This window comes from Mesorhizobium sp. M7A.F.Ca.AU.002.02.1.1 (assembly GCF_003998535.1).
Taxonomy (GTDB): Bacteria; Pseudomonadota; Alphaproteobacteria; order Rhizobiales; family Rhizobiaceae; genus Mesorhizobium; species Mesorhizobium ciceri.
Genome location: NZ_RZPB01000259.1, coordinates 1 through 7,521 on the forward strand (window position 1 = coordinate 1; position 7,521 = coordinate 7,521).

Sequence of the window (7,521 nt, forward strand, 5' to 3'; positions counted from 1 at the left end):
GTCTGCGAGGTGACCGAGCAGCGGTCGGCGTCGCAGGAAGCCTTGCACGGCTTCGTCGCGGCATTGAGAGCCAACGGTTTCCGCATCGCCGTCGACGACTATGGCGCCGACGATTCCGACATCAACCGGGTCAAGGAGTTGAAGCCGGATATCGTCAAGTTCGATGCCTACTGGATCACGCAGCTGATGGAGTCCGGCGCCGGCTTCGCGTTGCTGACCACCATGGTGAAGAACTTCGAGGAGCAAGGCATCCATACGGTGTTCGAAGGCATCGAGGAGGGCTGGCAACTGGAGCTCGCCGAGAAATCGGGTGCGTCGATGGTGCAGGGTTTCGTGCTGGCGCGGCCCGAATTGGCGCCGACCAGCTTTGGCGTCTTCGACAAGGCCGGGCAGGCGCCTGTCGCTGCTGCCGTCGACACGTCGGCTGCTGCCGTGGCAACGCCTTCGGCGCGGCCGGTCAAGGCCTTTGGGCGTCGCGTGGCGACATGAGAGGTGATCGGCGGCGCAATGTCGGCGATGCGATCCGGGTCGACGAAGTCGGCATCGAATACGGCATGTATGGCGAGTTCCGGCTGCGCAGCGCCTATCAGCCGATTTTCGCGCCGCGCGGCCGGTTCCTTCACGCGGTCGCGGCCGAAGCCCTGATCGAGCCGCACCGTGCGGGCCGCCCCGGCGCGCCAAAGATATTCTTCGAAAGCGTTGCCGTCTCGGACCGGCTGTTTGTGGAAACCATGTGCCGGGCGCTGCATCTCAGGAATTTTCGCAATATCGGCGTCGACGGGCTCGACCTGTTCTTCAACTACAATCCGTTGATCAACGACCATGCCGGGCGGGCACTGGCCGAGATTCGCCTGATGACCAGGCATCTCGGCGAGTTCGGCCTGGCGCCGGCCATGCTGGTCTGCGAAATCACCGAACAGGCGGCGGACGACGCGCTTCTCGCGCGGCTGGTGCGCGAAATGCGGCGCGACGGCATCCGCATCGCCATCGACGATTTCGGCACCGGGCACTCGACCGAGGAGCGGGTGAGCCTGCTCAAGCCCGACATCGTCAAGATCGACGGCACCTGGTTCGCGGAGTTCTGTCGCCACGCTGCCGCCGAACGGTTCTTCCGCCCGCTGGTTTCCAGCTTGCATGACCGCGGCGCCAAGGTGCTGGTCGAAGGCATCGAGCAGCCCACCCATCTGCGCGCCGCGCTCGAAGGCGGCGTCGACCTGCTGCAGGGTTTTCTCCTCGCCCGCCCAGCCTTGGCGGGGACCGTTTTCGAGGAAGAGCCACTGAACATCGACACGCTGCTGGGTACCGGCGGCAATGTCGTCCCGCTGTTCGGCTAGGGGCGCCACTATTCACACATCAGCGGCGCTGATCGTCGCGACAAAACAAATCATTGGTTGAGTCCGCCGCCGCTGCGATAATCGCGCGGAGACAGTGCTCGGGGGAACAGCCATGATACTTTACGGCATGATAGACAGCGGCAATTGCTACAAGCCGCGCCTGCTGATGGCGAAGCTTGGCCTAGCCTTCACCAACGTCGAGGTGAGTTCGCACACAGGCGACACACGCAAAGCCGACTTTGTCGCCAAGAACCCGAACGCCATGGTGCCGCTGCTCGAGTTCGACGATGGCCGGCGGCTGGCCGAATCCAACGCCATCCTGCTCTATCTCGCCGAAGGCACACGCTTCCTGCCGGCGGACAGGTATGAGCGTGGGCTCGCGTATCAATGGCTGTTCTTCGAACAATACAGCCACGAGCCCTACATAGCCGTGCGCAAGGCGCTGCTGACCTTTCCCGAACGTGCTGGGGATGCGACCCCGGAGCGGCTGGCGGTGACGCTGGAGCGCGGCAACAAGGCGCTCGGCGTGATGAACAGGCATCTGGAAAACAATGCCTTCTTCGCTGGCAGCGCGCTCAGCGTCGCCGACATCGCGCTCTATGCCTATACGCATACGGCGGAGCAGGGCGGTTTCCAGCTCGACGCCTATCCGGCGGTGTCGGCATGGCTTGGCCGCGTGGAAGCGGATCCGGGGCATGTGCCGATCGAGTGGGTGGGGTAGCCTTCTCCTCCTGAAGGAGGGGCTATTTCAACAAATGGTCGTAGTCGGCGTGGGTGCCGACCCAGAACCAGATCACATCTTCATTGTTGCGTATGGCAACAGCCCGATAGTTTTCGTCAACTCGCGCCGACCAATAGCGACCGACCTGTTTGAAATGCAGTGAGGGATGAAAAGGATCGAACGCAGTCGGGCAAAACGCCTGTCCGCCTTTGCTCTGATTGACGATGGCAGTTTTTCATAAGCCTCCCAGAACGATGGAGAGGCGACGTGGTTCACAGAGGCCGCGTCCGACCAGCGCGATGGTCAGCCAGCGCCTGTTCGGCAAGCCTGTCCAAACGGCCCGCCTTCGCGTCGGCTTCCATCTGCCGGTCCCACATATCCGCCTGGAGCGCCTCGAACCAGGCGGCAAACGCCTTCAGTTCCTCGGGGCTCAGTTCGGCGACGGATTTTTCGATCTGCTCAAGTTTGGTCATGGCCGAATGGTACCACTACTGGGCTAAAAGTACCACAAGTTGGAACCATAGTGCGGGCTGCGCCACCTAACCCAGACAGCAAAAAAGGCGGGATAAATCCCGCCTTCCCATGCTTGGTAGCCTGATCGGGAGCGTCCGGTCCGGGCTGGCAGCTATCTGCTGATCCAGCTTGTCGGGTCTTTCCGCTCCAGCGCGCTTCTCGCGCGACTGTCAGTACATCCGTGACTTGCCGCGCGCCCCGAACTCTCGCCCGGCGCGCGCTATCGCAAAATCAGGCTGCCTTGCTCAGAGATCCAGCGGACGACTTGCCAGTGCGGCGGTCCTGCTCGATCTCGAAGTTGATCTTCTGGCCTTCGACCAGGGTCGACAGTCCAGCACGCTCGACAGCGGAGATGTGGACGAATACGTCCGCGCCGCCCGCGTCAGGCTGAATGAAGCCGAAGCCCTTGGTGGCGTTGAACCACTTGACCGTTCCAGTTGCCATTTAGATAGTCCTTCACATTTGCTTTAGATTGACCGGACCGAGGTCCAGCCGGTGTGCATCGAGATTTTGGAGATAGACGTCAGCAAACGCGATTATCGCGAGGCCCGGATCGATCGGCCGAAATATCAATGGAAGGCATATAGGCTGCTTTCGCACAAAAAACAAGACTGTGTGAGAAAGCCGTGATCAGGGCGCTGCCCAATGGCCGCCCTAATCGCGTGAGAGCGTCACGACGGATCGCGACGTCCCTGGGCGGCGGATCAGGGAGAGGACCATGAAAACCATTCTGCTTGCCGCCTGCCTGACGCTTGTCGCCGCTCAGGCTCAGGCGATCTCGCGCTACGACCCGACGCGTATGAGTTGCGGCAACGTTCAGGCGACGATCGCCCGGCAGGGGGCGGTCATCCTGCGCTACCAGTCGAAGCGGGTGCCGGGACTGTCGCTCTACGACCGCTATGTGCAGAGCCAGCGATTCTGCAGCATGGGCGAGGTGAGGACACGAGCCTACGTGCCGAGCGCCGACACAAAGTCCTGCCCGGTCTACAACTGCAAGCGGTCGGACAACGACCGGCATTTCCGCCGGCGGTTCTTCCATAACAACTAGCGCTTGTCGACCGGCAGCCATTGCTCTCAATCCCGGATATGCTCCGTGAGCATGGATACGAATTGCGTCACCTTTTGCGGGCGAAAGCGCGCCGCCGGATAGACCACGTGAATGCCGCCGGAGGGCAGCGCCCAGTCGGGGAGCACGTGGACGAGGCGCCCCTGCGATAGATAGTCGACGACCAGATAGTCCGGCAGAACTGCCAGTCCGCCGCCGGCGAGCGTCGCTTCCAGTACGGCGGGCGTCGAGTTGATGGAGAACGCCTCGCGCAGGGTGATGGTGCGCGGCTCGGAATCGCCTCGGGTGAAGTTCCAGGTGAACGGCTTGCGAAGCACGGCATTGGCAACGAGCGGCAAGGAAGAAAGATCTTCCGGCTTGTCCACCCTGATCCCGGCCGCGAAATCCCGCGACGCGACCAGGATTTGCCGGAAGGTGCCGATGCGTCGCGCCTGCTGGCTGGAGTCATCCAGCCAGCCAACCCGGATGGACAGGTCGATCTTGTTGCCGATCAAGTCAATTATGGCATCGGAAATGACCAGTTCGACGCCGCAGGCCGGAAATCTCTGGCGAAAGCGGGCGGCGATCGGGGCCAGCACGATCGCGCCATAGTCATTGGACGCGGAAACACGCAGCACACCGGCCACCTCGGCGTTGGCCTCGCCAACCTCGGCGACCGCTTCTTCGACATCCCGCAGGATCAGAACGCAGCGTGCATGCAGAAGACGGCCTGCTTCCGTCGGCTCGACCCTTCGCGTCGTGCGCACGAGAAGCGTGGTCCGCAGCTCAGCCTCGAGGCGAGCGACTTGTTGGCTGACGACTGTTTTCGTGATGCCAAGCCGCTCGGCCGCGCGGGTAAAGGAACCTGCGTCGACCACGGTGGCAAAATAGGCGAGGCGATTGAGGTTTATCGATTCCACCACGAAGGCTCATTGTAAGCTTTCAACATACAGTTTGTATTATTACGGCCAATTTATTGATTAATCCAGAGGGCTTACCGTGCCGTCTACCGTCCGCCCTGCGGGCCCGTAGCCGCACCCGATCCCCTTTCATTCAACGGAGATATTCCATGTTCACGAGGAGACAGATCATGAAGACCTCATTGGTCCTCGGCGCAACCGCCGTTTTCGCGCCCATCGACAGCGGCCAGGCCGCCGGCGCCAAGCTTGGCTGGAAACACTTCCCGGCGGGTCCAAACGGTTTCTTCCGTGCGCCGGTGCTGCTGTCGGGGCCGAGCGAAGCCCTGTTGATCGACGGCGGCTTCACCTATCCGGACGGCAAGGCGCTCGCCGATGCCATCAAGGCCACCGGCAAGAAGCTGACCACCATCTATGTCACTCAGTCTGATCCCGATTACTACTTCGGCCTGAAGCCGGTGCGGGACGCCTTCCCGGAGGCAAAAGTCATCGCTGCCTCCGCCACGCTGGAAGCCATCAAGGGCAATGTGGAGAAGAAGCTCGCCGTCTGGGGTCCGCAACTGAAGGAAAATGGCCCGCAGGCGCTTTCCGACATCGTCCTCCCCGAGGCATTCGACGGCGCAACGCTGACGGTCGATGGCGAGACTGTAGAGATCGTCAATGCGGAAGAAGGATTGGCCAACCGCCGCTATCTGTTCGTGCCGTCGCTCAATGCCGTTTTCGGCGGGGTGATGATCTTCTCGGGCGTTCACGTCTGGACCGCCGACACGCAGACCAGGGAAAGCCGCGCCGCCTGGATCAAGACGCTGGACGCGATTGCCGCCCGCAAGCCCGCTGTCGTGGTGCCCGGCCACATGGCCCCCGATGCCGCGATCGGTCCTTCGGCGGTGGAGTTCACCAAGTCCTATCTCCTCACCTTCGAGGAAGAACTGGACAAGGCGGCAGACAGCGCCGCGTTGAAGGCCGCCATGGAGACCCGCTTCCCCGGCCTCGGTATGGGCGTCGCCCTCGATGTCGGATCCAAGGTCGCCAAGGGCGAGATGAAGTGGGGCTGACATGGCGACGAACCTCGATTTGATCCGTAGAACCTACGAGGGAACTTCCGAGGAGAACGGCCGCAATCTGCTGGCCGTTCTTTCCGCCGACATCGAATGGACCGAGGCGGAAGGATTCCCCTATGCCGGCACCTATGTCGGCATCGAGGCCCTGATGCAGGGGGTCTTCAAGCGGCTCGGCTCGGAGTGGATCGGATACCACGCCGACGTGCACAGCTTCATTGCCGATAGCGACCGGGTGGCGGCCTTCGGCGTGTATTCCGGTACATATAAGGCGACGGGAAAATCCATGACGGCCCCCTTCGCTCATCTCTACGAACTGCGGGACGGCAAGATCATCCGCATGCGGCAGTATGTCGATACGGTGCTCGTTGCGCGCGCATTGACCTGACACCGAAGCAACCGAGGGAGACATCCGTGCTGCAACTTAAATCCTTCGCGGCGGCCGCTTTCGCGGTCGCGGCGCTCACCGCCGCGGCGCATGCGGAAAACACCAAGCCGGTCAAGCAGGTGCTGCAACAGCATGAATTGACTCAAAAAAACAGGACGCTTGTCCTGAAAGCCTATCAGGCGCTGTTCGGCGACCATGACCTTACCGCGCTGGACCGCTATTGGGCCGAGGCTTACATTCAGCATAACCCGACGATGACGGATGGCCGAGACTCGGTCAAAAAGCTTCTCGAAAGCATGGGTGTCGCCAATTGGCCAAAACAAAAAGTCGACTTCAAGCGGGTGATCGCCGAAGGCGACCTCGTCATGACCCAGGTCGTTCAACCGAGGGCAGGTAACATGCCGGAGACCGTCATCGTGGACATTTTTCGCGTTGAAAACGGCAAGATCGCCGAGCATTGGGACGTGATGCAGCCGGTGCCCGCCAACCCGGTCAATAAGCGACCGATGTACTGATCCAGGCCTTCTGCCAGCGCCGGCCGCCGCTCAAAACCCGAACGATACCTGCGCCGGCGGCGGCGGGCCGACGCGCACGCCTTCCATGGCCAGCATCTTCTCCTTGGTGACCGAGCCGCCCGGCGCCGAGAAGCCGCCGATCTTGCCGCCGGCGGCAAGGATGCGATGGCAAGGGATGACCAGCGGCACCGGATTGGCTCCAAGGGCGGCCCCGGTTTCGCGGGCGAGCCCGGCATGGCCGGCGGTCTTGGCCAGCTCACCATAGGTGGTGGTTTCGCCGAAGGAGAGTTTTCGCGCCGCGTCGTAAATGGCGAGGCGGAAATCGTCGACGCCGTCGAGATCGACCGGTACGGCGGAGAAATCGACATCCTCGCCCGCCGCATAGGCCTTGATCGCTGCGATCAGCTCGACCACCCATGGCGGCTGCGCCGTGGAAGCGGAAACGCCACCGTGACGCAGCAGGCGCCGTTCCACCGCTTCGCGGCTGCGTTCGGGCAGGCAGAGCCGGATCAGGCCCTTTTCGCTCCAGGCAATGCCCATGAAACCGATCACTGTTTCTAACACTGCGTGGCCGGCCGTGATCGAAGCTGTCGTGACCATGATGCGTTCCTTCCCGCAAAGTGGCGAAATCCGGGATTCGTCCCAGTACATATCCGGAACAATATGGCATCGCCGCCCGCGTCTCGCCACCCGAAAACCACCTGATCGCCCCGATTGCCCGGCCTGAATCGCTGGTGTAAGGGATTTCTTAACAACCCGACAAACCGGACCCGAGCGCGGCTTGCCAGCAAAACTCAACCTTATCGCGATCGGCGTGATCCTGGCCGCCGCCGGCATCAGCGGCTGCACGTCGACCTCGCAGATGAAGTCCGCGCCTGCTCTCACCGAAACAGCGACCGCCGCCGGCGCTGATGCCGGCTTCACCGTGCCTCTGCCGGAGACGGTTTCGGTGCTGCCGGAATCATCGGGGATCGCCCCCGTTCAGACGGCCGAGCTGCCGCCCGATTCCGCCGCACAGCCGGCTGCGGCG

At 62.3% G+C, this 7,521-nt stretch carries 11 protein-coding genes and 2 pseudogenes; 8 read left to right on the forward strand and 5 right to left on the reverse strand.

Annotated features, from left to right (window positions below; genetic code table 11):
* From EN879_RS17105 to EN879_RS17115, 3 genes are all read left to right on the forward strand, one after another.
* Window positions 1-489, forward strand: a 489-nt coding sequence (locus tag EN879_RS17105; protein ID WP_164774442.1) for an EAL domain-containing protein, incomplete at its 5' end; no start/stop codon positions are given.
* Window positions 486-1,334, forward strand: a complete 849-nt coding sequence (locus tag EN879_RS17110) for an EAL domain-containing protein (protein ID WP_063168804.1) — start codon at window positions 486-488, stop codon at window positions 1,332-1,334. The genes EN879_RS17105 and EN879_RS17110, both read left to right, overlap by 4 nt.
* Window positions 1,335-1,446: 112 nt before the next feature.
* Window positions 1,447-2,055 carry a glutathione S-transferase family protein gene (locus EN879_RS17115; protein WP_013530087.1) on the forward strand — a complete coding sequence of 203 codons (609 nt, stop codon included), beginning with the start codon at window positions 1,447-1,449 and terminating at the stop codon, window positions 2,053-2,055.
* Window positions 2,056-2,077: 22 nt separating this feature from the next.
* Here EN879_RS17115 and EN879_RS39975 read toward each other — a convergent pair.
* The 3 genes and pseudogenes from EN879_RS39975 to EN879_RS17130 form a co-directional block, all read right to left on the reverse strand.
* A pseudogene (locus EN879_RS39975) lies at window positions 2,078-2,331 on the reverse strand (hypothetical protein).
* Window positions 2,328-2,528 carry a hypothetical protein gene (locus tag EN879_RS17125; protein WP_013530089.1) on the reverse strand — a complete coding sequence of 67 codons (201 nt, stop codon included), beginning with the start codon at window positions 2,526-2,528 and terminating at the stop codon, window positions 2,328-2,330. The pseudogene EN879_RS39975 and the gene EN879_RS17125 overlap by 4 nt, the downstream one beginning before the upstream one ends.
* Before the next feature lie 271 nt (window positions 2,529-2,799).
* On the reverse strand, window positions 2,800-3,012 hold the full coding sequence (locus tag EN879_RS17130; protein ID WP_010910991.1) for a cold-shock protein: 213 nt from the start codon (window positions 3,010-3,012) through the stop codon (window positions 2,800-2,802).
* A gap of 274 nt (window positions 3,013-3,286) precedes the next feature.
* Here EN879_RS17130 and EN879_RS17135 point away from each other — a divergent pair, with 274 nt between their 5' ends.
* Window positions 3,287-3,616 carry a hypothetical protein gene (locus EN879_RS17135; protein WP_063168803.1) on the forward strand — a complete coding sequence of 110 codons (330 nt, stop codon included), beginning with the start codon at window positions 3,287-3,289 and terminating at the stop codon, window positions 3,614-3,616.
* Between the two features lie 26 nt (window positions 3,617-3,642).
* On the opposite strand, the gene EN879_RS17140 is transcribed toward EN879_RS17135, so the two are convergent.
* Entirely contained in the window at window positions 3,643-4,533 is an 891-nt protein-coding gene (locus tag EN879_RS17140) for a LysR family transcriptional regulator (protein WP_024504141.1), read from the reverse strand.
* 149 nt (window positions 4,534-4,682) lie between these two features.
* Here EN879_RS17140 and EN879_RS17145 point away from each other — a divergent pair, with 149 nt between their 5' ends.
* The 3 genes from EN879_RS17145 to EN879_RS17155 are packed head-to-tail and all read left to right on the forward strand — an operon-like array spanning window position 4,683 to window position 6,491.
* Complete coding sequence (locus EN879_RS17145) at window positions 4,683-5,585, forward strand: MBL fold metallo-hydrolase (RefSeq protein WP_063168802.1); 903 nt, start codon at window positions 4,683-4,685, stop codon at window positions 5,583-5,585.
* A gap of 1 nt (window position 5,586) precedes the next feature.
* Window positions 5,587-5,976, forward strand: a complete 390-nt coding sequence (locus EN879_RS17150) for a nuclear transport factor 2 family protein (RefSeq protein ID WP_063168801.1) — start codon at window positions 5,587-5,589, stop codon at window positions 5,974-5,976.
* 26 nt (window positions 5,977-6,002) lie between these two features.
* Complete coding sequence (locus tag EN879_RS17155) at window positions 6,003-6,491, forward strand: nuclear transport factor 2 family protein (protein ID WP_063168800.1); 489 nt, start codon at window positions 6,003-6,005, stop codon at window positions 6,489-6,491.
* Between the two features lie 30 nt (window positions 6,492-6,521).
* On the opposite strand, the gene EN879_RS17160 is transcribed toward EN879_RS17155, so the two are convergent.
* Entirely contained in the window at window positions 6,522-7,091 is a 570-nt protein-coding gene (locus EN879_RS17160; protein ID WP_013530095.1) for a methylated-DNA--[protein]-cysteine S-methyltransferase, read from the reverse strand.
* A gap of 181 nt (window positions 7,092-7,272) precedes the next feature.
* Between EN879_RS17160 and EN879_RS17165 the strand changes: the two are divergent.
* Window positions 7,273-7,521: pseudogene (locus EN879_RS17165) on the forward strand (lytic transglycosylase domain-containing protein); the annotation flags it as partial.

Bases quoted from the DNA above. Each gene is read 5' to 3' on its own strand.
- EN879_RS17145 (WP_063168802.1), top strand. From the start codon at position 4,683: ATGTTCACGAGGAGACAGATCATGAAGACCTCATTGGTCCTCGGCGCA.
- EN879_RS17110 (WP_063168804.1), top strand. From the start codon at position 486: ATGAGAGGTGATCGGCGGCGCAATGTCGGCGATGCGATCCGGGTCGAC.
- EN879_RS17150 (WP_063168801.1), top strand. From the start codon at position 5,587: ATGGCGACGAACCTCGATTTGATCCGTAGAACCTACGAGGGAACTTCC.
- EN879_RS17125 (WP_013530089.1), bottom strand. From the start codon at position 2,528: ATGACCAAACTTGAGCAGATCGAAAAATCCGTCGCCGAACTGAGCCCC.
- EN879_RS17130 (WP_010910991.1), bottom strand. From the start codon at position 3,012: ATGGCAACTGGAACGGTCAAGTGGTTCAACGCCACCAAGGGCTTCGGC.
- EN879_RS17135 (WP_063168803.1), top strand. From the start codon at position 3,287: ATGAAAACCATTCTGCTTGCCGCCTGCCTGACGCTTGTCGCCGCTCAG.
- EN879_RS17115 (WP_013530087.1), top strand. From the start codon at position 1,447: ATGATACTTTACGGCATGATAGACAGCGGCAATTGCTACAAGCCGCGC.
- EN879_RS17160 (WP_013530095.1), bottom strand. From the start codon at position 7,091: ATGGTCACGACAGCTTCGATCACGGCCGGCCACGCAGTGTTAGAAACA.